Raw genomic sequence first — 23,920 nt, forward strand, 5'->3', positions numbered from 1 at the left:
AACTAGCATGTCCGAGACACATCTGGATCTGAATCTGATCCCCTATCTGGTTGCGATGGAAGACACGCGCAACGTGAGCCGCGCCGCCGAGCAGCTCGGCGTGAGCCAGCCGCGCGTGAGCACCGCGCTTGGCCGTCTGCGCGAATACTTCGACGATCCGCTGTTCGTGCGCACATCGAAAGGCATGGAGCCGACACCGCGCGCGCTCGCGATCCTGCCCGCCGCGCGCGACGCGCTGCTGCGCATCGAGAAAGGCATGCTCGACGTGCAGGACTTCGATCCGGCGACGAGCACGCACACGTTCTCGATCGCGCTGTCCGACGTCGGCGAGATCGTGTTTCTGCCGCGTCTTTTGCAGCTGTTCGCCGAGCGCGCGCCGTCGGCGAATCTGCGCTCCGTGACGCTGTCGCCGTCACAGGTGGAGCGCGGGCTCGAATCGGGCGACGTCGATCTCGCCGTCGGCTATTTTCCGGACCTGGCGGGCACCAACTTCTTTCAGCAGCGGCTCTTCACGCACCGCTTCATCTGCCTGATGCGCAGCGGACATCCGCTGTCGAAAGGGCCGCTCACGCTCGAGCAATACGTGGCGTCGGGCCATGCGGTGGTGCGCGCCGAGGGACGCAGCCAGGAAGTGCTCGAGCAGTACCTCGAAAAGAAGCGCATCAAGCGGCGCGCGGTGCTCGAAACGCCGCACTTCATGAGCCTGCCTTTCATCCTCGCGCGCACCGATCTGCTCGCGACCGTCCCGCACGCGATCGGCTTCGCGTACGTGTCGGAGCATGCGTCGATCATGCTCGTCGAGCCGCCGCTGCCGTTGCCGCGCTTCGACCTGCGGCAGCACTGGCATCGCAAGTTTCATAACGATCCGCGCCTCAGCTGGCTGCGCGGCGTGGTCGCCGAACTGTTCAACGATGCGATGGACGAATGGCCGAAGTAGCTGCTGGAGGCAAGTCCGCGACCGCCCCGGCAGCGAAAGGGGCATCGGCATCTTCGGGCGCAAAACATGGAACAATGACCTCAGTTACTGACCCCGCGCGCAGCGCAGCATCGACACGCGATCCAGGAGGACGACGCATGACCAGCAGCAAGGCAAAGAAAACCAAACCCGCAGCGGCCGTCGAACGCCCGAGCCGCGAAGAAGCTGAGGCAGCGGTGCGCGTGCTGCTGCGCTGGGCCGGCGACGATCCACAGCGCGAAGGCCTGATCGACACGCCGGCGCGCGTGACGCGCGCTTACGAGGAGTTCTTCGCGGGCTATCAGGTCGATCCGCGCGAAATCCTCGCGCGTACCTTCTCCGAAGTGGACGGCTACGACGAAATGATCGTGCTGAAGGACATCCGCTTCGAAAGCTACTGCGAGCACCATATGGTGCCGATCATCGGACGCGCGCACGTCGCGTATCTGCCGAATCATCGCGTGGTCGGCATTTCGAAGCTCGCGCGTCTAGTCGATGCGTTCGCGAAGCGGCTGCAGATCCAGGAAAAGATGACGGTGCAGATCGCCGATACGCTGAACGACGTGCTGCAACCGGCCGGCGTCGGCGTGATCCTCGAAGCCGCGCATCAGTGCATGTCTACGCGCGGCGTGCATAAGGCGGGCGTCACGATGGTCACCTCGCGCATGCTCGGCACGTTCCGCACCGATCCGTCGACCCGGCGGGAGTTTCTGGCGATCGTCGGGAATCCGGGCGTGGTGGCCATGCCGAATGCCTGATGCGGTGAACGCAGGGGCTGTTTGGGGTTCGCTGACGATGCAGCCCCCGCCCCTGCGAATCCTGTGTGCGGCCCCGCGCGCACTCTCTTCACGCTCACCGGCAACGTCGTGGTGGGCCGCTGGGGTTGACAGTTAGTTGCGCCTTGACGATCACCACCCCGCCCCATCCACCCCCTCCCCACGCGCACCGCGCACCGCCCACAAGCCATCGCCTATCCTGAAATCCAAGGTGCGCATGCCAGCCCACCAGCAGCAACAGGAGCGGCTCAATTGGTCGAGTTTCCGTTGTCGGCGATTTCAACCTGGGGCAGCGCGATCGTGTTCGTCAACGTCCTGCTGACGCGCCTCGGCGTACCGATCCCGGCCGTGCCGATGCTGCTGTTCGCGGGCTCGGCGATCGCCGCGGGCACCCTGTCGTTCTGGCCGACTCTCGGCGCGGCGGTGCTAGGCGCATTGATCGGCGACGGCACCTGGTTCGCGGCCGGCCGGCTGTTTGGCCGCAAGCTGCTCGCATGGCTCGGCCGCCTGTCGCCCGTCGTCGATACGAGGCTCGAAATGGCGCGCTCGCTATTCGAACGCTATGGCATGCCGCTCGTGTCGATTTCGAAGTTCGTGCCTGGGCTCGGCCTGATCACGCCGCCGTTGATGGGCACGACCGCCGTCGACATCCGCATCTACGCACTATGGGATCTGGCGAGCGTGATCACGTGGGCGACTTTCTGGCTGCTTGGCGGCGCGGCGGTGGAGCGCGAGGTGCATATGCTGCGCGCATTCGTCGAACGGCGCGGCGGCACAATCGCCGACATCCTTCTCGTGGTGGCGCTGGCCTATCTGCTCTACCGGCTGTATCTGCGATATGACGAACGACGCCGGTTCAGGCGAGCCGCGTCGGCCCCGGCCACGCCGATGCTGGCCGCGCCGACGCACGCGTCACCGGCGAGCGTCGCATCGAGACTGCCGTGGAGCTGGCGGCACTCCGGTCGCCTGAGCCGCACGGCGCCGTCCCGCGTGCTCGATGCGCGGCCCGGCGCACCACTGCTCGATCTGCGAGGCCAGATCCCCGACGCGCTCGCGCTCGATCCTCACTCGCCCGAACTGATCGACGGTGCACTGCGCACGCACGACGTGGTGATCTATTGCATCTGTCCGGACAGCGCGACCGCGCTCGAAGTCTCGCAACATATGCGCCGCAACGGCTACACGCGGATTCGCGCACTACGCGGCGGACTCGATGCATGGCGGCGGCGCGGCTTCCCGGTGGGCTCGCTGGCTTACGCGGACGGTATGGCGGCCGATCAGCCACGCCCGGCGTGGCGGGGCGAAACTGCAGCTGCAGTGACGTTGCGCGGTTTCGCGCCGCGCAGCGTGGAGCGCGCCTGAATCGCGCTGCGCCGCGGCCCTTTGGGCCGAGCGAGCGCTCACGCTCACGTGAAAGGATACCTGGCGTCAGAGCGCCGCGCCCGTACTCGACGCCCCCTGCACCGCCGAATACTCGTCCCACTGCGCCGACCGGGTGCGATTGCGTCCTTCGTTCTTCGCCACATAGAGCTGCGCGTCAGCGGCGGCCAGCAGCTCGGCTCCATTGGCGAAATCCGTGGCGCCCGGCAGTGCCGTGGCGCAGCCGACGCTTACCGTCACCGCCTGCGGCGCATCGTGTCCACGCACGATGACGCGGTTTTCCACCTTGCGGCGAATTTGCTCCGCGACGGTGAACGCGCCCCGCGCGGAGGTATCCGGCAGCACCACCGCGAACTCTTCGCCGCCGTAGCGCGCGACCAGATCGACCGAGCGCCGCGCCACGGACGCGATGCAATCCGCCACCGCGACCAATACTTCGTCGCCGCTCTCATGGCCGTAGGTGTCGTTGAAACGCTTGAAGTGATCGATATCGATGAACAGCACCGACAGCGGCTTGTCGTCGCGCCGCGCGCGCTTCCATTCGTCGTCGAGTCGCTTGTCGAGCACGCGGCGATTGCTGAGCCCGGTCAGCGAATCGGTCGAGGCGAGACGCACCAGCGCGGCCTGCGCGCGCTGTTTGTCCCGCAGCGCGAACGCGAGCAGCCACGACACGACCACGAACACTGCACCGAACCCGATGGTCAGCGCAGCCGCCACGTGGCTGCGATGCTGCCACGGCGCGAGCACGTCGTCGACGGCAGGCGCGATCGCCACGATCAGCGGCGTGCCGGGTACGTGCGCGTACGTAACGATGCGACGCACACCGTCGACCGGCGAGACCGATACGTAGGTGCCGGAGTCGTGCGCGGTCATCGGTACGAAGGTCGGCGACTTTGCGACGCTCGCGCCGATATCGCGCCCGTCGACCGGCTTGCGCGCGAGCAGCGTGCCGTCCGCCATCACGATGGAAACCGAACCCTGCTCGCCGGTGTCGATCCGGTCCAGCAGGTGCTGGAAGTACTCGATGCGAATCGCGAGCAGAGCGATGCCGGCGAAGTTGCCCTGCGCATCGTCGATGCGCCGCGTCAGCGCGATCGACGGCATGCCGCCGCGCAGCCGCGACATGAACGGATGCGAGAAATACAGGCCCGCCGCCGGGTTGCGCAGTTGCACCTGAAAGTATTCGCGGTCGTCGAGATGGACGGTGGTGTTGGCGTCGTCGTACTGTGCGGCGGCCACTTCGCCGTCGGCGCCGACGACATACGCACCGCCGAGAAAGGCGGCAGTGGTCGCGCGCTCGAACAGCTTCGCCTGGCGTGCCGGGACCGGCAGCGTCCAGGTGTCCGGACTGCGCGCGGCATCCACCATCGATTGCAACGACAGATTATAGATTTCGACGTTGCGCGCGAGATCCGCGGAAATGATCGACACGAGGTTTTGCGAGGTCTGGCGCGCATGATCGAGCATTTCGCGGCGGCCTTCGCCGACTTCCACCGCAGTCAGGATCGACATCGCCAACGCGACGAGCGTGCCGGCGACGCCGGCCACCCACGGGCGGTTGCCCACATAGCGGGTCATCCCGGCTCGAACGGCATGCAACGTCAGGCGCAACCGATGACGCAGCGAAAGCCCATGCTGTGCCACGCTCCTCGCCTCCTTTCGCGGACGATTCTTTCGGACCGGCAGCGCGGTGCGCAGTGCATGTTGGGCTGCGGGTCCTCCGCGCTAGCGAGACGAGAGCACTCGCTCAGCCCAGTAGCTCCGACGCCGCGCGCAAGCGGCGTTTGCGTTTCCTGTCGAGCCAGGCCAACGCGGCTTCGATGTGGTCCGCGTCGGCAAGCGACGCCGCATTGTCGCGCAACAGCGCTTCGCTGGCGACGGTATCGTTGAGCAAGCCGAAGCGCTTCTGAAGCTTTTTCAGCCGCTTGAGCGTGCGCTGATGGCTGATTTTAAGCACCGGCCCGAAAAACTCGAACAGATAGCGCAGTTTCTTGCCCGCTTTTCGGACATCGTGGAAGGCCGCGTAATTCGAGCGTTTTGCATGGCGCGCGCGTTTGATGCGTTTTTTCAACGAGCGCTCCGACGCCCGAATGCGCCGAGCGGCAAATTTGCGCAACGCAACATCCGCATCGTGGGTGGCGTGCAGTTCCCCGGAAGTGGTGGCCAACGCATCGCGCAATAGATGTTTGACGTCGGCATTCAACAACGTCTCGCGGCTGGTCGCCAGCGTGTCGCGGCGCGTCTGCTCGAGCTTCGGCATCAACGCTCGTGCGTCGCCGCCTTCCTGCTTGAGCAACTCGATCAGGATGTCCCAATCGCGCGTTTTACCCGCCGCGGTGGCAAGGAACTTATAGACGGCGCGCTGGCGAGAATTTTCGCCCTTGTCGAGCAGCGGTGCGAACGCCCACCACAACGAACGCAAACGCCGCAGTGACACACGCAGTTTGTGCAGCGCTTCGGGTGACGGGTCGTCGTGTATGCCTTTGGCGAGTCTGACCGCCTCATCGACCAGTGGCGCGGCGTAGGAAGTAAAGGCCCGCTGCGCCGATTCTTGGGGTACCGGCTCGTTGGCTGTTTCACTGTCTTGCTTCATCGATGCTCCCGGAAACGTGACCGTCTTTCCAACGTAGCAAAATCGATGCTCACGAGGGATTCACCGCGCATATCAGTGGGTTTCCCAGACGCGTTGGCGCGTCGTGTCGGCAGCGCCTATGCTCGACCGATGGAGCCGCTTATCGCGCGGTCCGGCGAATGCTCCGGCTTGACGATGCAGTGTGCAGCGCGGCAAATGCCGCAAACAGACCCAAGGAGGATGTATGCGAATACTCGTTGTCGGTGCGACCGGCCTGCTCGGCTCGCACATCGTGAAGCTGTTGGCCACCGAGCACGACGTGGTCGGCGCAAGCCGCAAGGGCTCCGACCTCCACGTCGATCTGTCCGACAAACGCAGCATCGAAGCGATGTATGCGCAAGCCGGCAGCTTCGACGCGATCATCTGCGCGGCCGGCTCAGCGAAATTCGCGCCGCTCGCGGCGCTTGGCGACGAAGACTTTTCTTTTAGTCTTGCCAACAAACTGATGGGGCAGGTCAATGTTGTGCGCTGCGGCGTGGACCATGTGTCGCAAGGCGGCTCGTTCACACTGACGAGCGGCGTGCTCGCGCAACAGCCGATGGAAGGCAGCGCCGCGGTCAGTATCGTCAATGCGGGTGTCGAGGCGTTCGCGCGCTCGGCCGCGCTCGAGTTGCGCGGCAAAGCCCGCGTCAATGTGGTGAGCCCGGGGTGGGTCGCCGAAACGCTCGAATCGATGGGCCGCGATCCGTCGCAAGGGATACCGGCGGAAATCGTCGCGCAAGCCTATAAACGCACCCTCGGTGGCAGCGCAAGCGGCGAGGTCGTCAGCGCATCGTAGGCGCGACTGCGGTGCGTCTACTGCCTGGTTTTATTCATCACTTGCTTAGTCCAGTGCGCGGCGGCATATACCGCGCCGCGTCTATTTTTTACACCCCCATTGCCGTCACGCAGTTGTCATCATTGCGACACGCAGCGAAAGCAGCATCGAATACTCTGCGACCACATTTTTGGGGCTAACGCCATGCCGGAACTTTCGTATCCGCAACCAGGCGCCGCCAGCGGCAAGGGCCGTAGCGCAGGCCTGGTGATTTTCGCCGGCCTGCTCATTGCGGGCGTCGTGTACTGCGGTGTTCATCTGATAGACGATCTGCAGCCCGTGCGCGAAAGCTCGGTGCTGCCCTATCTATTGCTCGGCGTCGCGCTGCTGATCGCGCTCGGCTTCGAGTTCGTCAACGGCTTTCACGATACGGCCAATGCGGTCGCCACCGTCATCTATACCCACTCGCTGACACCGAATATCGCGGTCGTCTGGTCCGGCGCGTGGAATTTTCTCGGTGTGCTGTTGTCTAGCGGTGCGGTCGCCTTCGGCGTGCTGCAACTGCTGCCTGTCGAGCTGATCCTGCAGGTCGGCAGCAGCGCCGGGTTCTCGATGGTATTCGCGCTGCTGATCGCCGCGATCATCTGGAACCTCGGCACGTGGTCCCTGGGCCTACCGTCTTCGAGCTCGCACACGCTGATCGGCTCGATCATCGGTGTAGGCCTGATGAATCAGATGATGCACGGTGCGAATGGCACCAGCGGCGTCGACTGGACTCAGGCGCTCGGCGTCGGCAAGTCGCTGCTGTTTTCGCCGATCGTGGGTTTTCTGCTCGCGGGCTTGCTGCTGCTGATCCTGAAGGCCGTCGTGCGGGTGCCCGCGCTGTATGCCGAGCCGAAGGGCAAGGAGCCGCCGCCGTTCTGGATTCGCTGCCTGCTGATTCTGACCTGCACGGGCGTGTCGTTCGCGCACGGCTCGAACGATGGCCAGAAAGGGATGGGCCTGATCATGCTGATCCTGATCGGTACGGTGCCCACTGCGTACGCACTGAATCGAGCGGTCACGCCGGAGCAAACGCAGAACTTCGTCGCGGTCGCGCATCAAACCGCGGCGACGCTAGCGCGCTACACGCAGGGCGCGGCGCCTTCCGCGGATCCGCGCGCCGACGTCGAGGCCTTCGTGCGCACTCGTCAGTTGACACCCGCAACGCTGCCGGCGCTGCGGCAATTGACCGAGCAGATCGGCCGCCAGGTCGGCGAATTTGGCTCGATGGCCGCGCTGCCGCAAGGCATCGTCGATAACGTGCGCAACAACATGTATGTCACGTCCGAGGCGATCCGTCTGATGCAGAAGGCCAATCAGCCGCAGTTCTCGGCCGAAGACGCTAAGGTCATTGCCAACTTCAGGAAGCAGATCGATCACGCAACCAAGTTCATTCCGCCTTGGGTCAAGGTGGCGGTCGCGATCGCGCTGGGTCTCGGCACGATGGTCGGCTGGAAGCGCATCGTCGTCACGGTGGGCGAGAAGATCGGCAAACAGCATCTGACGTACGGCCAGGGCGCGTCGGCTGAACTCGTCGCGATGGTCACGATCGGTGCCGCCGACGTCTACGGTCTGCCGGTGTCGACGACCCACGTGCTCTCTTCCGGCGTCGCCGGCACGATGGCGGCCAACGGCTCGGGTCTGCAATGGGCCACCGTGCGCAGCCTGATCCTCGCATGGGTGCTGACGCTGCCCGCGTCGATCGCGCTCGCGGGCGGGTTGTACTGGGTGTTCCGTTCGGTGTTCTGAGTTCGCCGATCTGGCGGAACCCATCCAGCACGAAAAAAAGCGCGATACGTTCTATACGTACCGCGCTTTTTCGTTGGCCCGCTAGTCCATACGATCCGCTTTTTAGTACACCTCGGGCACGATCATCGCGTCGGGCACCGGCTGGCGGCTATAGTCTTCGTGATAGACGCGCGACGGCAATTCGATGTGCGGGTGCTCGATCTCGTGATACGGCACCTGGCTCAGCAGATGGTGAATGCAGTTCAGGCGCGCGCGCTTCTTATCGACGGCCTGCACGACCCACCACGGCGCCTCGGGGATATGCGAGCGCTGCAGCATCACTTCTTTCGCCTGCGTATACGCTTCCCAGCGGCGCCGGCTTTCCAGATCCATCGGACTCAGCTTCCACTGCTTCAGCGGATCGTGAATGCGGTTCTGGAAGCGGATTTCCTGCTCTTCGTCGGTGATCGAAAACCAGTACTTGAGGATCTGCACGCCGCTGCGCACCAGCATCTTTTCGAACTCCGGCACCGAGCGGAAAAACTCTTCGTATTCCTCGTCGGTGCAGAAGTTCATCACGCGCTCGACGCCCGCGCGGTTGTACCAGCTGCGATCGAATAGCACCATCTCGCCGCCCGCCGGCAGATGCGATACATAGCGCTGGAAATACCATTGCGTGCGCTCGCGATTATTCGGCGCGGGCAATGCTGCCACGCGGCACACGCGCGGATTGAGGCGCTGCGTGATGCGCTTGATCGCGCCGCCCTTGCCGGCCGCATCGCGCCCCTCGAAGATCACGACGAGCCGATGTCCGGTCGCGACGATCCAGTCCTGCAGCTTGACCAGTTCCCCCTGCAGCCGGAACAGTTCACGGAAGTACTGCCTGCGCGCCTCGCGATGCTCGGGCGTAAATCCGGCCGGGCCGTCGATAATGCGGTCGTCGACCTCCATTTCGAGTTCTTCGTCGTAGGCATCGATGAGGTCTTCCTCGAAACGGCGTTGCCGCTCCGCCATCAATTCGAAATCGGGTCTCGGGTCCGGCTCTTTCATTGCGGCTCTCCTCGCAACAGGAATGGGATGGCGCGCGGCGGCTAGCGCGACGCGGTCGCGTTCGATTATCGAAGCGCGAGGTGTCAGCCGTGTTACCGCGTGGGCGGCCGCTGCGGATGCGTGGAAACACCCATGATAGCGAGTTTTGCCTAGGCTGCCGCCGCTAGTGCAGCGGCCGCGCGAAGCTCAATTCGTGGCCGTCCGGATCGGTGATATGAAAATAGCGCTCGCCCCACGGCGCATCCGTCGGCGCGAGCGACGGCTGCAAGCCCGCGGCCAGCGCCTTGGCATAGATCGCGTCGACGTCCGACACGTAGATGATCACGCGCCCCCACCAGGTGACCGGCGCGCGCGCATCGGCGATCAGGTTCAGATACGAGCTGCCGAACGCGAACGACGTGAAGGCCTCGCGCGGACCGCCGTATTTGAGCGGGAAGCCGAGCGCTTCGTAGAAGGCGACGGCGCGCTGCATGTCGCTGGTGGCGAGCGTGATTGCGCTCAGAGACTCGATGCGTGGTTCCGGCTGCGGAGGTTGCGGCGCAGAAAAGGTAGATGCGGACATGAAGGGGGTCTCCGTGGCGCGAGCGAGCGAGCGGCGAGCGACGGCCCGCCCCGGAAAGTGTCTCACACGCGGTGGCCGCCAGTGCGGCACTCGGGCCGACCCCGGGCGCCCCGCCCCAGACGCCCTTGAAAACCCGCGCGACGCCCCGCATCTCGCAGCCCGTCTATCCGGAGCATCGTTATGGGAAGCCGTCCACGCTTCATCGATGACCTGTCGAGCGCCGCATCCGACGCCCCCGGGCCCCAATCCACCGAACTTTTGACCAACGACGACGACGCGCTGCTCGACGCCTACTCCCGCACCGTGATCGGCGCACTGGAGCGCGTGCAGCAGGCGGTCGCGTTCATCGCCGTCGAACGCCGGCTGCCCGGCGACGCGTCCGCGAATGGGCGCGGCGCGCGCGGCGGCACCGGCTCGGGCTTCCTGTTCACGCCCGACGGCTACCTGCTGACCAATAGCCACGTTGTGCATGGCGCGACGCATATCCAGGTGACGCTCGCCGACGGCGCCAAGTTCGACGCCGATCTGGTCGGCGACGATCCCGGCAGCGATCTCGCGGTGCTGCGCATCGGTTCGCCGGAGCCGCTGCCGCATGTCGAACTCGGCGAATCGTCGAAGCTGCGCGTCGGGCAGATCGCCATTGCGGTCGGCAGCCCGCTCGGGCTGCAGCAGACCGTGACGACCGGCGTCGTTTCGGCGCTGGGCCGGTCGCTGCGCTCGAACTCCGGCCGCATGATCTACGACGTGATCCAGACCGACGCGGCGTTGAATCCGGGCAACTCGGGCGGACCGCTGATCAATTCGGCGGGTCAGGTGATCGGCGTGAATACCGCGATCATTCCTGGCGCGCAGGCCATCTGTTTCGCGACCGCGATCGATACCGCGAAGTGGGTCATCATGCAGATCTTCGCGCATGGCCGCGTGCGACGCGCGTATATCGGCGTGGCCGGCACGACGGCGCCGCTGTCGCGGCGTGTGCAGCGCTACTTTGGCCTGGGCACGCAAAGCGGCGTGCACGTCATGGAGATCGTCAAAGGCAGTCCGGCCGCGCTCGGCGGCTTGCGCACCGACGACACGATCGTCGCGATCGACGCACAGCCGGTGCAGGATGTGGATAGTCTGCAACGCACGCTCGATGCTTCGCGTATCGACAAGCCGGTCAGCGTGACGGTGTTGCGCGGCGCGCAGCGGCTGGAGTTGACGGTGACGCCGGTGGAGCAGGCGGGGTAAGCAGACTGCGCCCGTATCTTGACTTACGCGCGCCCGCGGCTGGCGCGCGCGATCTCATCACCCGCGTCTCGCGGCAGCCGCCGCGTAATTGGAATCGACAGGCACGAGAACAGACCGACGACCAGAAACGCCGGCCAGAAATCGGAGAACACGATGTTCGGATGCCCTTGCAGACGATGCGAAATCAGCAGCACGATGCCCGAGATCGTCACGCCGAGGCCGAGTGACATCTGCTGGATCACGCTCGCAACACTCGTTGCGCGGCCGACGTCGCTGCTCGGAATATCCGCGTAGGCCAGCGTATTGAGCGACGTGAATTGCAGCGAGGGAAAGAAGCCGCCCACCAGCACGATGCACCAGATCACCCAATGCGGCGTGCCGGGAAAGAACAACCCGTACACGGCGATCGCAAGACCCGCGCACCCGGCGTTGACCATCAGCACCGTACGAAAGCCGAAGCGTTCGAGAATGCGCGACGCCACCGTCTTCATGAAGATCGAGCCGAACGCGGACGCGCAGGTGATCGCGCCGGCTCTGAACGCGGTCATGCCGAGCCCTTCCTGCAACGCGAGCGGCAACAGGAACGGCACCGCGCCAAGACCGATACGAAACAGCGAACCGCCGATCACGCTCGCATGAAAACTCGGAATGCGCAGCAAACGCAGATCGAGCACCGGCAGCGCGACGCGGCTTGCGTACAGCACATAAACCAGCAGCAGCACGATGCCGGTCACACACATGCCGACCGATTCTCCCGTCGACACCAGTTCGCCGCCGACGAGCGAGAGCCCGAGCATGAACAACGACGCGCCACTTGCCGACAGCACGAAGCCAAGCCAGTCGAGCCGGCCCGGATGCGGCTCGCGCGTATTGGCGATGTACTTGTTGGTGAGCCAGATGCCGAGCAGCCCGATCGGCACATTGATCACGAAGATCAGACGCCAGTGCAGATAGGTCGTGATAAAGCCGCCGAGCGGCGGCCCGACCACCGGGCCGAGCAACGCCGGCACCGTTAGATAGTTCATCGCGCGAATGAACTGCGACTTCGGCAGCGAACGGAAGATGATGATGCGCCCCACCGGCACCATCAGCGCGCCGCCGATGCCCTGCACGAAGCGCGCGAGCACGAAGGTATCGAGCGAAGTGGAGGCCGCGCACAGCAGCGAGCCCGCCATGAAGATGCCGATCGCCGTTCGGAACACGGTGCGCGAACCGAAGCGGTCGGCGACCCAGCCGCAGATCGGGATAAAAACGCCGAGGCCGATCACATACGCGGTAACCGCAAGCTTCAGCGTGATCGGATCATGACCGAGGTCGCGCGCCAGAACCGGCAGCGACGTCACGATGACCGTGCCGTCCACGTTTTCCATGAACATCGCGCACGCGACGATCAGCGGAACGATGAAAGCGCCTAAAGCGAGCAGCATTGTCATGGCGACGGGCGGCCCGCCATCAATGGAAAGTGCCGATTATGGCATTGCGGCGGCAACAAATGTTGTCGCGCGAGGGGTTTTGCCGCGCGCCGTCATGCGTTCTGACGCGCGGCGGACGCTTTAGCGCGATGCGCTGACGAGCGGCTGCAACTGCGGCAGGATTTCGTTGGCCGCGCGCGCGACGTCGTTCGGGAAGTCGATCTCGATCCACGGCGCGCCGGTCACGTCGGCCGTGTCGAATACCTGGCTGCGCTCGAGCAGCAGGTCGCGCACCGCCTCTTCGTGCGGCATGTTCGCACGGCCGCTGTCGATATAGCCCGCGACGATCTGCGTAAAGCGGCGCGCGGTTTCCTCGCGGAAGCGGAAGAAGCCGACCGACTCGCCGATCGTGTCGAACTCCAGATTGACCGCGAGCTGCTTGCGCAACTCGACCGGCACGCCGTCCTTCAGGCATAGCTTGACCGGCTCGTCGCCCGCTTCGAAATCGCGGTCGATCAGCAGTCGGTTAACCGACTCGCCCGCCACCAGCGCGTTCAGGATGCGCTCGTCGTACAGCACGTCGGCGTCCATCAGCAACACGTCGCCGCCGCGCGTCAACGCGTCGGCAACGGTATGCACGGTCAGCACGCTGCCCAGATCGAAACGCGGATTGAGCACGGTCTCGATCTTATGCGGCCAGTTGATGCGCGCGAGTTCCGCCTGCACGGATTGCGGCTGGAAACCGAGCGCGAGCACGACGTCGGTCACGCCGGCGGTTTCGAGCATCTGCAGATGCCGTTCGAGCAGGCTCATGCCGTCGAACTGCAACAGGCATTTCGGAAACTGGGCTTGCGGCGGTTGCTGGAGACGCAGGCCGAGGCCCGCTGCGAGAATGATGGCGCGCATGCGCGGTCCTTTGAAAAAAGTACGGAGGTCAATCGGCAACCGGCACACGCCGCGGGGCGCGCCGACGTTGCCAGCTTCGTTCGCTGAAGTGCAATACCAGCAGGCCCGGCAGGCCCAGCAGGATTTCACGCGCACGCTTGGCGAGCGACAACGCCAGCGCCGCGTCGGGCGGCAAACCCACCAGCGGCGCGAGCAGCAGATAGCCGCCCTCCTGCACGCCGAGCGAGCCCGGAATCATGAAGGCCGCGCCGCGAATCGCCTGGCCGATGCTCTCCAGCAGCAGCGCCTCGACCCAGCCGACCGGATGGCCGAGAAAACGCAGCGCGAGCCATACCTCGACCGTGCCGACGACCCAGCCGACGAGGCTCAGCGCAAAGCTCGCCGCCACGCGCCCGCGCTCGCGGTACAGCGACTGCACGGCGGCATCGACGGCTTCAGCGCGCGTCACCAGAGACGACCAGTCGCGCTTGCCGAACACCTTCGACACCACGCCGAGCAGACGCCCGAACATGCCGCGCCGCTGCGCGAAGTAGAACGCGGCGATCAGCGCGCCGAGCACGCAGGTCGCGATCAGCGTTGCGGTTCGCAGGTCGTGCAGCGTGCCGTGCGCGGCGTACGCGCCGAACATCGCGAGGCCGCCGAGCGCGAACACGATTTGCGCCAGCGCCTGCCAGGTCGTGCTGACGGTGATCGCGGCGGCCGCCTCGCGCAGCAGCATGCCGCGCTGCGACAGTTGCCGCACCATCACCACCGGACCGCCGATCTGTCCAGCGGGCAGCAGGCTATTCACCGATTCGCCGATCCAGCGCGCGGACAGCGCATCGCGCAGCGAGAGGTCGGCTCGCGCGCGGCTTGCTGGACCTTCATGCGCGCCGTCACGCAACGGGTGGCCGCGCTTGAACAGCACCGCGATCGCAGCCGCATCGATCGCGAGCGGCACCACGTGGAACGCGGCGACGACCGCGAGCCCCCAGCCGGCTGCGAGCAAGGTGGACGCCACCGAGCCGAAGCCCTGCCACGCGAGCAGGCCGACGAACAGCGCCGAGCCGATCGACAGCAGAAGCAGCGCCGCGCGACTCATGCGGCGTCCTTGCCGCGCGAGGCCATCTGACGGAACACCTGACGGAAACCGAAGTACGCGATCGCGTCCTTCATGTTCGAAACGAAGCGGCGCCACGGCCGCATGTTGGGATCGGTGACGTATTCGAACGTCAGCGACACGCGCATCTCGTTCGGGCCGGCCGGCGTGATGCGATGACGCAGCTTGTCGCCATCGAAAAACACGAGGCCACCGGGCGGAATCTGCACCGAACCCGGCTGGTCCGGCATCTCCGGATTGCGCGTATGCAGCTCGTAGTCGAGCCGGCACGACGATTCGTCGATCACGCCGAGAAGCAGCGTGTAGCGGCGCCCGTCGTAATACGAAGTATCGTAGTGCCAGCCGATATGGTCGCCGGGGCGCGTGTAGTAGTAGAGCGCGTAGGCGTGCGGGTCGTCGGCAGGCGACACCTGCAGCTGGTCGCCGCTCAGCTGCTCAAGCCAGCCGATCAACTCCTTCGAACGATACAGCTCGGCGATGAACGGCGCGAGACGGTCGATCGTATGGCGGCTGACACTGCCGCCCTGCTTGTGGCCAGGCAGATAGTTGCGGTTCACTTCGTCGAGCAGCGAGCGCGCGCTGTGAACCAGCTGCGCGGTGACTTCCGGCGCGAGGAAATCTTCGAGATACAGAAACGCGTCCTGCGCGGCGAAGTCTTTGCGCAGACGCGCGTTGTCGAACGTGCGGGTACGGCTCGCGACCGCGCGGTCGGCATCGGGCGCGGGCGTGAGCGCCGCCACGGGCGTGCCTGTCGACACGGGCGCGATCACGTCGTCTTCGGCGTGCAGATTCATTTGCTGGCCCACTGTTGACTGGTTTCTGAAGTGGCGGGGGCCTTGGCCGTCAGGCGAGCGCTACGGCGCGCGACGCGCCAGAAGTCGATCACCACCCATGCGGCGAACAGCGGCGCGCCGATCGACGCGACCACCACGAACGGCGCGACGACATTCGTCAGCGTGACGATGGGCAGCAGGTAAAGCACGTCCTCGGTTTCGAAGCCCCCCACCGACGCCTGCTTCGTGCCGGCCTTGCCGACCATTTCCTCGATCCGCATGCGCAAGAAGAAGATCAGGGCAACCGCGACACCCGCAACCGCGCCGAGCATGCCGGGCACGAGCTTCAAAGCATCGATCTGCGCACCGCCGACACCGATACCCATGCCGACGAACAGCATCACGGTCACGAGAGCATCGCAGGCGAGATCGTAAAAATGACCGATACGGCTCGACTTGCCGCCGACGCGCGCGAGTTCGCCGTCGGTGTGATCGACGAAATTAGACAGAACGATCAGAAGTGCTCCCGCATTGGCCCACCCGAATCCTCCGTGCGCAAGGCACAGCGCGCCTGCGACGCCGATCAGCAGGCGCAGCGTGGTCAAATGATTCGGGGTGACCCAGGTATCGATTAGCGGTGTCACGAGCCGGCGAGCGAGCCGGGCATCCCACGTACGTGGCGGCGGGACGTTTATTGGAGGTCGGGGTTGCGAAGTCATAAGGCGGAAATATATACGGGATTCTGAAAGCTTGCTGTTGTGTCGTATATTTCCCGGCAATTTGCAAATACCGTTTGTATGTCCGCCCCAAAGCGGAATTCGCCGAATCGCTGTAAAGTGCGAATCCAGTTGTGCCAGTCACGCGGAATCCGTTCGATGTGCAGCACCGCTCGCGCCCCTCCGGGGTTGGCGCAGTGGTTGCTAATCCACGGCATCGACTGTGGACGCCCGCCTACACTCATGAACCGTCTTCTTGTCCCTCTGCTGTTTGCCGCAGCCGCCGCGCTGCCGCTGTCCTCTTTTGCCGTGGAGCTCGACGCGCCACTCGTATGCAATGAGAGCGGCCACCAGTTCATTGCTGATCTGATGCAGCAGCAACTGATCAACCCCAAGCCAAGTCACGTCGAAAGCAACTCGATCAACGCGTTCTCGCCGATGCCCGGTGCGCATCTAACCGCGTTCGGTTTCCGCGTATTCGCGGTGGTCGGCTTCGAAAAAGACGACCCGATGTTCCGGGTCGGCGACGGCGAACCGGTCGCGCAGTCCGCGTATGGCGCCGTCGTGTTCGGCGGCGACGACAAGGTTAAAAGCGCGCTCGAGAACGCCGGCAGTACAGCGATCGTGCACCACGTCGCACCGCTGATCACCGCGATTTTTTGCAAGCGCAACTAGGATTGGCGACACGCCTAACCGAGCGATTCGATCCGTCTAAGCTGGGCTCGCAACCGGGGCCAAGCTGGCCATCCAAACCAGCGACACCCTGGCAACGACTTACCCCGGCCGGCGAAACTCGTTCGCCACCCACGCCGCGGCGCTCGCCTTGCTGAGCTTGAAGGTCGGCGCGACCTGCACCTGCGCGATCTGCTCGCCGAAAATATCGAGCGCGCTCAACAGCGCGTACGGCTCGTCTTCGTCCGGAACGATGTCGAGCGTGATGTCGAGTTCGTCGTTGCCGTCCGCGCTCGGCACGCGCACCGCCTTGTGCAGTTGCGCGCGCAGTTGCTGCTCGTGGCGACGCAGCACTTCCGCCGCGGTTTTCACCAGCGTGTTGAACGCCGACACATCGAGCGGCTTCGGATCCTTCTTGTTGCGACCCATCGTCCAAGGCCCGACGAGCGCGGGCTCCGCCTCGCCGTCCTTGATCATTTCGACGGCCCAGCCTTCGTCGTCTTCGTTCTTGATGATGCGCGCGGTCCAGCCGTTATCGCGCCACAGACGCTCTTCATGCATGCTTTCGTCCGGTCCGGACGAGTCGTCGGCCAGCAACCCGGCATTCGTATCGGTCGAGGGAAAGGGCGTGTCGTTCATCACAGGTTCACTCACTTCGCGGGGCGCACAAACAGATTTCGAACCCGCGATTCTACCTGCCCGGCCCGCTTCGCCCTGCTCGCTCTGACGAACGGACAAGGCGCGCTCGGAACAGCGAAGCCGCTCCAGGGGTGAAAAATTCTATTTACCCTTATGCGACGATGTGTAAAACCGCTTTAAATGTCAGATAAAAAAACGCGGCCCGAAAGCCGCGCGTGAAAATGAAAAAGACACCCTTTGGTCGAAGGGGTCTATCTAAATTATAAGTGGCCTCCCACCATGATTTAACGCTTTCTTCGTAAGACTGCGTTGCGTAAAACGGTGAGAATCGGTGAGGGCATCCGATGCTGGCCGGGAGGCCTTATGTTGTAACGGTCCGGCAACGTCGGTGGACTTGACAGAGCAGCCGCCCATTCACCTGTAAAACAATTTCCTTTTGGGGACCGGCACTTATACGACTAATTCACATAATCGCGGATTCTAAAAAACTGTTGTAAGTCGACTAATTAAATATCTGCATAGCGGTAATTACACTTCGCTGGAAATGGCGCTCAACATGCACAGCGTCACGTGGTACGGATCGCTCGACGCGGGTCTCGTCTACTCGAACAACCAGGGCGGCCACAGCAACTGGCAGCAGGGCAGCGGCTCATTGTCGAACACCTGCTTTGGTCCGCGTGGCAGCGAGGAAGGTGAGCGGCTCCAACGGCTCGGGCAAGCCGAAGGGGCACACCGTGTCGCTGCAAGGCGATTCCCCGGCCGCGCTAGTGACGACGCCGGCGCTTGCTCGGTATACTGCCCCGGCCGCCGTGCGACGCCGCGAAACCGCGCCGCCTGCACGGCAGCTTCGTCGCGAAGCATCGCGCTGTTCGCCAGCGCATCGCGCTTCGCCCGCGCCTCACCTTCCCATGCATGACTGGGAACGCCGACGATCGGATCATGAAAAGACTTCTCCTGCTTGCCCCCGCTGCCGCCCTCACTGCCACCCTCGCCGCTTGCGGTTCGTCGGGCGGCCCCGCGCGCGATGCGTCCGCGCCGCTCGTGTACGTGTCGTCGTCACGCACGCCTGCGTCCATCGCCGCTTGCCTCGAAGGACGTCTGCCGCGCGTGCGTACGTCGCACACCGGCGCCGCGACCGAACTCGCGGTCGGCGCCGATTCGCACAACTCGTACTTCGTCACGCTGACCCCGCTCAACGGCAGCACGGTCATCAAGGTCATGCATCCGGCCAATGCGCCCGACGATCCACCCGAAGAGGAAATGCGCTTCGCTATCGCACGCTGCGCGACCTGAGCGGCGCGGCGCACTTGAACGCCGTGCGCTCGCTCACGCAAGGCCGATGCGCGAATTTATATCTCGCCCATCGGCTATTTTTTTACGCGCTCATCTGCGAACATAGCCGCCCTTTGTTTTTCGCGCGGCACTTGTGTCGCGAATGTCGATGGCATCCAGCAAAGCGCATCATGCGACCGGTTTCGCAGCCGGCATCATCGCGGCGGCGATCGTCGCGCGCAGCGGCGGCGGTCCGTTTCACGCTGGCGTGCTGCTGAGCTTCATCGCCGGCGTGGCCGGCAGCACCGCGCCGGACTGGCTCGAAGTTGCATGGTGGTCGCGCGCGCGGCGGCTGTGGATCACGCATCGCACGTTGACGCATTGGGGCATCGGCTGGCTCGCGCTGCTCGCGGCGTCGTATCACATGCTCGGACATTCGATCTACGCGGCGCCCGCGTTCGGCTTCGCGTGCGGCGGCCTGATGCATCTGCTCGCCGACTGGCCGAATCCGCTCGGCGTGCCGTGGATCGCCGGGCGACATTCGTTGAATCTATGGAATAGCGGGCACTGCGATCTCATCGTCGTCGCGGCGTCGTGGGTGGCCGCGTGGTTCATCGGCGAGCATGTGTGGCGGCATGGCATGCATGCGTTGCCGTGGTTACGCCATTGGCCGATCAGCTAGGCGCAGCGATGCAGCCGGCCGCGGCCAGGCGAGCATCACTGCCGCCCATTGTCGGTGCGCTCTCCTTCGCGGATCTTGCCTTGCGATACGCTGCTGCCCGGCGGCACGCTATGCGTGAGCCACACGTTGCCGCCGATCACCGATCCGCGCCCGATCGTCACGCGTCCGAGAATCGTCGCGCCCGCGTAGATCACGACGTCGTCCTCGACGATCGGATGCCGGGCGTTGCCCTTTATCAGCATGCCGTCTTCGTCGGCCGCGAAACTCTTCGCGCCGAGCGTGACCGCCTGGTACACGCGCACGCGCTCACCGATGATCGCGGTCTCGCCGATCACCACGCCGGTGCCGTGATCGATGAAGAAGCTCGACCCGATCGTCGCGCCCGGGTGAATGTCGATGCCGGTCGCCGAGTGCGCGATCTCGTTGATGAAGCGCGCGAGCAGCGGCACGCCGAGCCGATGCAGCGCATGCGCGAGCCGGTGATGCGTCATCGCCCACACGCCCGGATAGCACAGCAGGATTTCGGTGATGTGCTGCGCGGCGGGGTCGCCGGTGTACGCAGCCTGGATGTCGCTGACGAGCAGCGCGCGGATGCCCGCCAGCTGCGTGGCGAACTCGCGCGCCACCGCGAACGCGCGCTCGCGCAACTCGGCGTCGGGCGTCGCGCCGAATTCTGGCAGGAAGCGCAGCGCGCGGCGAATCTGTTCGGCGAGCAGCCGCAACGTGCTTTCGAGCGTGTGGCCGACGTAGTAGTCGACCGTCTCGTCGGTTAGATCGGGCGCGCCGTAGTGCGTCGGAAACATCGCGGCGCGCAAGCCGGTCACGATATTGACCACCGCTTCGCGCGATGGCAACTCGCGAATGCCGAGCGGATGCCGCGTGCGATGCAATTGCTCGCGCGAGGCGCGCAGGTCGGCGACGATCTGTTCAAGGCCCCAGTTCGGGGAAGGCTCGTTGGGCATAAGGGACGGCGCCGTGCAGCGTGCACGGTTCAAAGTGGTTATCCAGCAGAGATTACCGCGTTTTAACGCTGCCCGCCCGGCGGCGCGCAGATCGGCTCGGCTCGTTGCGTCGGCGCGTGCCTGCACGCATGCATCGTTCCCTGACGTCAGATTGTCAGACTGCTCGCGTCGATCCAGCGCACTGCCCAATCGCGCGCGTGCGCGATCGCGGCGGCTTCGTCTGAGAAACGCAGTTCCGTGGGGAAGAAACGGTTGGCGACCAGTTCGCCGTCGCTCGAGCGCGAGATCACCACATACGGTTGCCAGGAGCCGTCGCCCGAGCGCGCCGGTTCGCAATTCAATAGATAGCCGCGATGTGTGAATGCAGCATCGAAGTGCATGAGTCACCCGCCCCTGAAGCCCCGTAACATTTTCAGTCGCGCGGCCATTTGTTTGTTAATTTTTTCCGACCACCGTGAACAGCCGGAGCATGCCGCCAATTTATCCGCGCGTCGGTCGCAGGAGTAGAATCATACTCTGTAGAAAATACGCGTCCATTAAAAAAACGAAATGAATCGCGGACGTCATCGCCATTCAATCGCGAGGCAACGCCACTCGCATCGAATCATGGCGGACAACGCATCGCGACTCCCGCGCACAGCGGCGCCGTGTCAGTCGGAACGGCTTTTGCTCTTTTCTTCGAATGTCCTCTTCAGGAGATGCACGATGAACAGCGCGATCAGCAAACCCGAAAACGCCGGCACGAAACCAGACCCGAAGGACCCACCAACCACGGACCTGCACAACGATCGCACGCACGACAGCACCGTAGACACCGACGGCAAGAACCATGAAGCGGCCCGTCTGGCGGGCCACGGCGCGATCTCGCCCGACGAAATCACCACCAGCAATGCGACGCTCGAGAACAGCGTGCCCGAGGCGCTCGACGGCATGGCCGGCTTCGACAGCCGGCTTGGCGGCAACCATCTGCTGCTCGCGCTCGAGCCCGGTTACGCGGTGATCGACAAGGGCATGGTCGAGCCGCTCGCCGTCTACTCGGCCGACAACCAGTACATCGACCCGCGTCCAGTCGGACAGCGCCAGGATCGCGGCCGGATTCACTATGCGCTCAATCATTTGCGGCCCGCGCGCGTTATCGAATTACACCGCGTGAAATAGGCGGACGCGCGCGTATCATCCCTTTATACGCGCGCGTTTGAATTACCGCATTTATTCCGATTAAATCAGGCATTCACGCAGCACGCACCGTTTTATTCTGGTGCGTGCTTTGCTTTGTTTATCGTTGGTTCGTTTAACGGAGTTGCGGATGAAAAGGATCGTCGTCATCGGTGCCACGGGCACGCTGGGCCACGCCGTCAGCGAGGGGTTGAAGGCGCGTCACGAAGTGATCGAGGTGGGCGCGACGCGCGGGCAATATCACGTCGACAGCACGGACCCCGCGAGCGTCGAGCGGCTGTTTCGCGACATCGGCAAGGTGGACGGCGTCGTCACCGCGACCGGCAACGTGCATTTCGGTCCGCTGGCGCAGATGAGTATCGAGCAGTTCTGGGTCGGGCTGCGCGACAAGCTGATGGGCCAGATCAACGTCGTGTTCGCGGCGCTGCCGTACGTGACCGACGGCGGTTCGTTCACGCTGACAAGCGGCATTCTGGGCGACGAGCCGATCGCGCAGGGCGCGAGCGCGACGACCGTCAATCTCGCGCTGGAAGGCTTCGTGCGTGGCGCGGCGATCGAACTGCCGCGCGGGCTGCGCATCAACGTGGTGAGTCCGACCGTGCTGACCGAGTCGATGGAGGCTTATGCGCCGTTCTTTCGCGGCTTCGAGCCCGTCAGCGCACAACGCGCTGCGCTTGCTTATCTGCGCAGCGTGGAAGGCGCGCAGACGGGGCGCGTGTATCGCGTCGGGTATTGAGCGTCAGTGAATTTCCGGTTCGCCCGAGGTTTCCGGACTCGCGCCGCCGCGCTGCAGGAAGTCGAAATCGCAGCCTTGGTCCGCCTGCATCACGTGCGCTTGATGCAGGGCGCCATAGCCGCGCTCGAAGCGCGCCGCCGGCTTGACCCACGCAGCCTTGCGGCGCGCGAACTCTTCGTCCGATATCAGCAGGTTCAGCCTGCGGCGCGGCACATCGAGCTCGATCAGATCGCCGCTTCGCACCAACCCCAGCGGCCCGCCGACGAACGCCTCGGGCGCCACATGCAGCACGCACGCGCCATAGCTCGTGCCGCTCATCCGCGCGTCGGAGATGCGCACCATGTCGCGCACGCCTTTTTGCAGCAGCTTGCGCGGGATCGGCAGTTGCCCCCACTCGGGCATGCCCGCGCCGACCGGCCCCGCGTGCTGCAGCACCAGCACGCAGCTTTCGTCGATGTCGAGCGCGTCGTCGTCGATGCGCGCGGCCATGTCGTTGTAGTCGCTGAACACGACCGCGCGGCCCGTATGAACGAGCAGATGCGGCTCGGCCGCGCCGGGCTTGATCACCGCGCCGTCGGGCGCGAGATTGCCGCGCAGCACCGCGAGGCTGCTGTCGCGCAGTAGCGGATTCGTGCGGCGGCGGATCACGTCGTCGTTGAAAATCCGCGCGCCCGCGAGGTTCTCGCCGAGCGTGCGGCCGTTCACGGTTTTCTGAGAACCGTCGATCAGCTCGCCCAGTTCCGCGAGCAGCGCGCGCAGACCGCCAGCGTAGAAAAAGTCCTCCATCAGATAGGCGCCGGTCGGCCGGATGTTCGCGAGCACGGGCGTGCGACGCGCGATCTCGTCGAAGCGATCGAGCGTCAACTCGATGCCCGCGCGCCGTGCGAGCGCGATCATATGCACGACCGAATTGGTCGAGCCGGACAGCGCGACACAAGTCGTCACCGCGTTATCGACCGAGGCCGCGGTGATCAGGTCCGACGGCTTCAGATCCTCCCACACCATCTCGACGATACGTATGCCGGTTTTCGCGGCCATCTGCGCATGGCGCGAATCGGGTGCGGGAGTCGACGCGAAGCCGGGCAGCGTGAAGCCCAGCGCTTCGGCCGCGCTGGTCATCGTCGACGCAGTGCCCATCGTCATGCAGTGCCCCGGCGAGCGAGCGATGCCGCCCTCGACGCCCTGCCAGTCTTCCGGCGTCAGCGTGCCCGCGCGCAGTTCGGCCCAGTATCGCCATGAATCGGAACCCGAACCGAGCGTCACGCCGTTCCAGTTGCCGCGCAGCATCGGGCCGGCGGGCAGAAAGATAGCGGGCAGATCCATCGAGATCGCGCCCATCAGCAGCGCGGGGGTGGTCTTGTCGCAGCCGCCCATCAGCACGACGCCGTCGGCGGGGTACGAGCGCAGCATCTCCTCGGCTTCCATCGCGAGGAAATTGCGGTACAGCATCGTGGTGGGCTTCTGGAACGGCTCGGACAGCGTCTGCACAGGCAACTCGATTGGGAAGCCGCCGGCCTGCCAGATGCCGCGCTTCACTTCCTCGACGCGCTGCTTGAAATGCGTGTGGCACGGATTGATCTCGCTCCACGTGTTGAGAATCGCGATGACCGGCTTGCCCGCGTATTCCTCCCGGTTGTAGCCCATCTGCGCGGTGCGCGAGCGGTGGCCGAACGAACGCAGATCGTTCGCGCCATACCAGCGATGACTGCGCAATTCCTCGGGGGTCTTTCTCTTCGTCAACGTCTACTCCACGATTGACGCCG

Annotated in this window: 24 protein-coding genes and 1 pseudogene; 12 read left to right on the forward strand and 13 right to left on the reverse strand. The window is 64.7% G+C overall.

The window, feature by feature from the left end; all coding sequences use genetic code 11:
* Positions 1 to 7: 7 nt before the first annotated feature.
* The 3 genes from AB3X86_RS25210 (at position 8) to AB3X86_RS25220 (ending at position 3,093) form a co-directional block, all read left to right on the forward strand.
* Positions 8 to 937, forward strand: coding sequence for a LysR family transcriptional regulator (locus tag AB3X86_RS25210; RefSeq protein ID WP_176384917.1), 930 nt, complete (start codon positions 8 to 10; stop codon positions 935 to 937).
* Positions 938 to 1,074: 137 nt separating this feature from the next.
* Positions 1,075 to 1,713, forward strand: a complete 639-nt coding sequence (gene folE, locus AB3X86_RS25215) for a GTP cyclohydrolase I FolE (RefSeq protein ID WP_176125881.1) — start codon at positions 1,075 to 1,077, stop codon at positions 1,711 to 1,713.
* Between the two features lie 270 nt (positions 1,714 to 1,983).
* Complete coding sequence (locus AB3X86_RS25220) at positions 1,984 to 3,093, forward strand: VTT domain-containing protein (RefSeq protein WP_368598134.1); 1,110 nt, start codon at positions 1,984 to 1,986, stop codon at positions 3,091 to 3,093.
* 66 nt (positions 3,094 to 3,159) lie between these two features.
* On the opposite strand, the gene AB3X86_RS25225 is transcribed toward AB3X86_RS25220, so the two are convergent.
* Complete coding sequence (locus AB3X86_RS25225) at positions 3,160 to 4,689, reverse strand: diguanylate cyclase (protein WP_368598135.1); 1,530 nt, start codon at positions 4,687 to 4,689, stop codon at positions 3,160 to 3,162.
* Between the two features lie 169 nt (positions 4,690 to 4,858).
* Positions 4,859 to 5,704 carry a CHAD domain-containing protein gene (locus tag AB3X86_RS25230; protein WP_368598136.1) on the reverse strand — a complete coding sequence of 282 codons (846 nt, stop codon included), beginning with the start codon at positions 5,702 to 5,704 and terminating at the stop codon, positions 4,859 to 4,861.
* A 223-nt stretch (positions 5,705 to 5,927) separates the two neighbouring features.
* Between AB3X86_RS25230 and AB3X86_RS25235 the strand changes: the two genes are divergently transcribed.
* The gene (locus AB3X86_RS25235; RefSeq protein WP_013092348.1) at positions 5,928 to 6,521 is read left to right on the forward strand and encodes a short chain dehydrogenase; all 594 of its coding nucleotides are present in this window, start codon (positions 5,928 to 5,930) and stop codon (positions 6,519 to 6,521) included.
* A 183-nt stretch (positions 6,522 to 6,704) separates the two neighbouring features.
* Positions 6,705 to 8,291, forward strand: a complete 1,587-nt coding sequence (locus AB3X86_RS25240) for an inorganic phosphate transporter (protein ID WP_368598137.1) — start codon at positions 6,705 to 6,707, stop codon at positions 8,289 to 8,291.
* 102 nt (positions 8,292 to 8,393) lie between these two features.
* Here AB3X86_RS25240 and ppk2 read toward each other — a convergent pair whose 3' ends face one another.
* The gene (gene ppk2 / locus AB3X86_RS25245; RefSeq protein ID WP_176125470.1) at positions 8,394 to 9,320 is read right to left on the reverse strand and encodes a polyphosphate kinase 2; all 927 of its coding nucleotides are present in this window, start codon (positions 9,318 to 9,320) and stop codon (positions 8,394 to 8,396) included.
* A 163-nt stretch (positions 9,321 to 9,483) separates the two neighbouring features.
* Complete coding sequence (locus AB3X86_RS25250) at positions 9,484 to 9,882, reverse strand: VOC family protein (RefSeq protein WP_368598138.1); 399 nt, start codon at positions 9,880 to 9,882, stop codon at positions 9,484 to 9,486.
* Positions 9,883 to 10,062: 180 nt separating this feature from the next.
* On the opposite strand from AB3X86_RS25250, the gene AB3X86_RS25255 reads away from it, so the two are divergent.
* Entirely contained in the window at positions 10,063 to 11,112 is a 1,050-nt protein-coding gene (locus tag AB3X86_RS25255) for a S1C family serine protease (RefSeq protein WP_368598139.1), read from the forward strand.
* A gap of 23 nt (positions 11,113 to 11,135) precedes the next feature.
* On the opposite strand, the gene AB3X86_RS25260 is transcribed toward AB3X86_RS25255, so the two are convergent.
* From AB3X86_RS25260 to AB3X86_RS25280, 5 genes are all read right to left on the reverse strand, one after another.
* On the reverse strand, positions 11,136 to 12,539 hold the full coding sequence (locus AB3X86_RS25260) for an MFS transporter (RefSeq protein WP_368598181.1): 1,404 nt from the start codon (positions 12,537 to 12,539) through the stop codon (positions 11,136 to 11,138).
* Between the two features lie 126 nt (positions 12,540 to 12,665).
* Positions 12,666 to 13,430 (reverse strand): NTP transferase domain-containing protein, encoded by a 765-nt coding sequence (locus AB3X86_RS25265; protein ID WP_368598140.1) that lies wholly within the window; start codon positions 13,428 to 13,430, stop codon positions 12,666 to 12,668.
* 28 nt (positions 13,431 to 13,458) lie between these two features.
* Positions 13,459 to 14,511 (reverse strand): lysylphosphatidylglycerol synthase domain-containing protein, encoded by a 1,053-nt coding sequence (locus tag AB3X86_RS25270; protein ID WP_368598141.1) that lies wholly within the window; start codon positions 14,509 to 14,511, stop codon positions 13,459 to 13,461.
* Entirely contained in the window at positions 14,508 to 15,323 is an 816-nt protein-coding gene (locus AB3X86_RS25275; protein ID WP_176125467.1) for a 2OG-Fe(II) oxygenase, read from the reverse strand. The genes AB3X86_RS25270 and AB3X86_RS25275 overlap by 4 nt, the downstream gene beginning before the upstream one ends.
* Positions 15,320 to 16,021, reverse strand: coding sequence for a CDP-alcohol phosphatidyltransferase family protein (locus AB3X86_RS25280; RefSeq protein ID WP_368598142.1), 702 nt, complete (start codon positions 16,019 to 16,021; stop codon positions 15,320 to 15,322). Before AB3X86_RS25280 ends, AB3X86_RS25275 begins: the two co-directional genes overlap by 4 nt.
* Before the next feature lie 240 nt (positions 16,022 to 16,261).
* Between AB3X86_RS25280 and AB3X86_RS25285 the strand changes: the two genes are divergently transcribed.
* On the forward strand, positions 16,262 to 16,693 hold the full coding sequence (locus AB3X86_RS25285; protein WP_176106692.1) for a hypothetical protein: 432 nt from the start codon (positions 16,262 to 16,264) through the stop codon (positions 16,691 to 16,693).
* A gap of 99 nt (positions 16,694 to 16,792) precedes the next feature.
* On the opposite strand, the gene AB3X86_RS25290 is transcribed toward AB3X86_RS25285, so the two are convergent.
* Complete coding sequence (locus AB3X86_RS25290) at positions 16,793 to 17,329, reverse strand: hypothetical protein (RefSeq protein ID WP_368598143.1); 537 nt, start codon at positions 17,327 to 17,329, stop codon at positions 16,793 to 16,795.
* Between the two features lie 544 nt (positions 17,330 to 17,873).
* On the opposite strand from AB3X86_RS25290, the pseudogene AB3X86_RS25295 reads away from it, so the two are divergent.
* From AB3X86_RS25295 to AB3X86_RS25305, 3 genes and pseudogenes are all read left to right on the forward strand, one after another.
* A pseudogene (locus AB3X86_RS25295) lies at positions 17,874 to 18,020 on the forward strand (porin); the annotation flags it as partial.
* Between the two features lie 92 nt (positions 18,021 to 18,112).
* Positions 18,113 to 18,622 (forward strand): hypothetical protein, encoded by a 510-nt coding sequence (locus AB3X86_RS25300; RefSeq protein WP_176106695.1) that lies wholly within the window; start codon positions 18,113 to 18,115, stop codon positions 18,620 to 18,622.
* A gap of 148 nt (positions 18,623 to 18,770) precedes the next feature.
* Entirely contained in the window at positions 18,771 to 19,283 is a 513-nt protein-coding gene (locus tag AB3X86_RS25305) for a metal-dependent hydrolase (protein ID WP_368598144.1), read from the forward strand.
* A gap of 35 nt (positions 19,284 to 19,318) precedes the next feature.
* On the opposite strand, the gene epsC is transcribed toward AB3X86_RS25305, so the two are convergent.
* Positions 19,319 to 20,245, reverse strand: a complete 927-nt coding sequence (gene epsC / locus AB3X86_RS25310) for a serine O-acetyltransferase EpsC (RefSeq protein WP_176125463.1) — start codon at positions 20,243 to 20,245, stop codon at positions 19,319 to 19,321.
* Between the two features lie 146 nt (positions 20,246 to 20,391).
* Positions 20,392 to 20,625 carry a hypothetical protein gene (locus AB3X86_RS25315; protein ID WP_013092363.1) on the reverse strand — a complete coding sequence of 78 codons (234 nt, stop codon included), beginning with the start codon at positions 20,623 to 20,625 and terminating at the stop codon, positions 20,392 to 20,394.
* Between the two features lie 325 nt (positions 20,626 to 20,950).
* Here AB3X86_RS25315 and AB3X86_RS25320 point away from each other — a divergent pair, with 325 nt between their 5' ends.
* Together AB3X86_RS25320 and AB3X86_RS25325 are read left to right on the forward strand one after the other, a co-directional pair.
* The gene (locus AB3X86_RS25320; RefSeq protein ID WP_176125462.1) at positions 20,951 to 21,403 is read left to right on the forward strand and encodes a DUF3005 domain-containing protein; all 453 of its coding nucleotides are present in this window, start codon (positions 20,951 to 20,953) and stop codon (positions 21,401 to 21,403) included.
* Positions 21,404 to 21,551: 148 nt separating this feature from the next.
* Positions 21,552 to 22,157, forward strand: coding sequence for a short chain dehydrogenase (locus tag AB3X86_RS25325; protein WP_176106699.1), 606 nt, complete (start codon positions 21,552 to 21,554; stop codon positions 22,155 to 22,157).
* A gap of 3 nt (positions 22,158 to 22,160) precedes the next feature.
* Here AB3X86_RS25325 and araD read toward each other — a convergent pair whose 3' ends face one another.
* Positions 22,161 to 23,897 (reverse strand): L-arabinonate dehydratase, encoded by a 1,737-nt coding sequence (gene araD, locus AB3X86_RS25330; protein WP_368598145.1) that lies wholly within the window; start codon positions 23,895 to 23,897, stop codon positions 22,161 to 22,163.
* Between the last annotated feature and the right edge of the window lie 23 nt (positions 23,898 to 23,920).

The organism is Paraburkholderia sp. BR14374 (genome assembly GCF_040948685.1).
Taxonomy (GTDB): Bacteria; Pseudomonadota; Gammaproteobacteria; order Burkholderiales; family Burkholderiaceae; genus Paraburkholderia; species Paraburkholderia youngii.